The sequence below is a fragment of the Facklamia sp. P9177 genome, from assembly GCF_050409585.1.
GTDB lineage: Bacteria > Bacillota > Bacilli > Lactobacillales > Aerococcaceae > Facklamia.
The window spans coordinates 1-1,302 of sequence record NZ_JBNUPE010000038.1 but is presented as its reverse complement, the minus strand read 5'-3'; the positions used below and the strand labels follow the sequence as shown (position 1 = coordinate 1,302).

The window sequence follows — 1,302 nt, the reverse complement described above, 5'->3', positions numbered from 1 at the left end:
GAAAGGAGCATGTAAATGAACGAACTATCATTATCAAACGATTTAAAAACAATCGAGTCAGAAATTAAAGAAATAATGAATCAAAGAGATTTATCTCAAGCTAAGATAAAAATCTTAGAACGCAAGAAAAGGGAGTTGATAAAAATTGCACGAAATAAAGAATCAAAGTGAGTTTGATTATAACCTACTTAACTATGAAACAGCCAAAAAATTAAAAGGCTTGAGCAATCAATTAGACGGCATTTATCAAAACTATTCAATCGAAGTAGGCTGCGTTCTATATCAAGCCCAGCAAGAGTTAGCAAATTATGATGGTGGAACGTTTCAAAAATGGGTGGAAAGCAAAGGCTTTTCTAAAAGCAATGCTTATAACTATATTAATAACTTTAAGCTTGTCCAACAGTTGGATAACCCTAAAAAAAGAGAAATATTTTTACAGCAACCTCAAAGAATAAAAAACGAAATGTCGAAACCGTCAGCAATACCAGAAGTCAATGAAGCTGTGTTCAAAGGCAATGTAAAAAGTCATGACGAATATAAAAAAATGGAGCAAGCCTTAAAAAAACAACTCAAACAAAAAGATGAGATCATCAACGAACTTTCAAATCAAGAACCACAAACGGTAACTAAGGTGGTTGAAAAGGAAGTTTTCCCCAACGACTACCATGAAATCAAATCAAAGGTTAGTCAGTTGCAAATAACTAACCAACGACTGATAGAAGAACATCAGAAGTTGTTGAGAGAACAAGAGGAAGTCAATAAAAAATCAATTAAGTATGACGAACTCAACGAAGCGATTCAAGCTTCACAAGGTCAATTGAATCAAACGCAAAAGAAGATTAGTGAGTATAACGACTTGCACAAGTTACTGAAAGAAAGCAATAGCTTTTTAAGCAAAGCAAGTGCTCTTGTTTACAGCGATTTGAGTTCGCTGGCGCAGAGTGACCCACTCGTTCAACAAGAATTAAACCAATTGTTGAATAACTTAAATCGGTTTACTCGAGATATAAATGAGCTATTGTCTCAAAAAATTATTTTAGAAGGAGAGATTATAAATGACTGATTTAACAACGTTAGATCCACAAGGTTTAGAACAATTAGAGCATACAATTCAAACACAACTAAAACTAGTTCGTGAAATGAAACAAATGAAGAAAGACGTTGAAGATTCTGAAAAACGAATGACCAATTTAGTTGAACGTGTCACTAAAGAAATCACGATCAACTATGAAGAACAAAAACAAATTCAATCAAAAGTTCACACTTTAGCGAACCAATTTGCTAAAGAACACTTAGCAAAGA

3 protein-coding genes are annotated in these 1,302 nt (G+C 33.3%); all 3 read left to right on the top strand.

Annotated elements, in window-relative coordinates; all coding sequences use genetic code 11:
- The first annotated feature begins 15 nt into the window (after window positions 1-15).
- Window positions 16-171: a hypothetical protein gene (locus tag ACQV18_RS09335; protein ID WP_428893010.1), complete on the top strand. Its 156-nt coding sequence runs from the start codon at window positions 16-18 to the stop codon at window positions 169-171.
- Window positions 146-1,063, top strand: coding sequence for a hypothetical protein (locus ACQV18_RS09330; RefSeq protein ID WP_428893009.1), 918 nt, complete (start codon window positions 146-148; stop codon window positions 1,061-1,063). The genes ACQV18_RS09335 and ACQV18_RS09330 overlap by 26 nt, the downstream gene beginning before the upstream one ends.
- The coding region (locus ACQV18_RS09325) for a hypothetical protein (protein ID WP_428893008.1) at window positions 1,056-1,302 on the top strand (247 nt) is incomplete at its 3' end. The genes ACQV18_RS09330 and ACQV18_RS09325, both read left to right, overlap by 8 nt.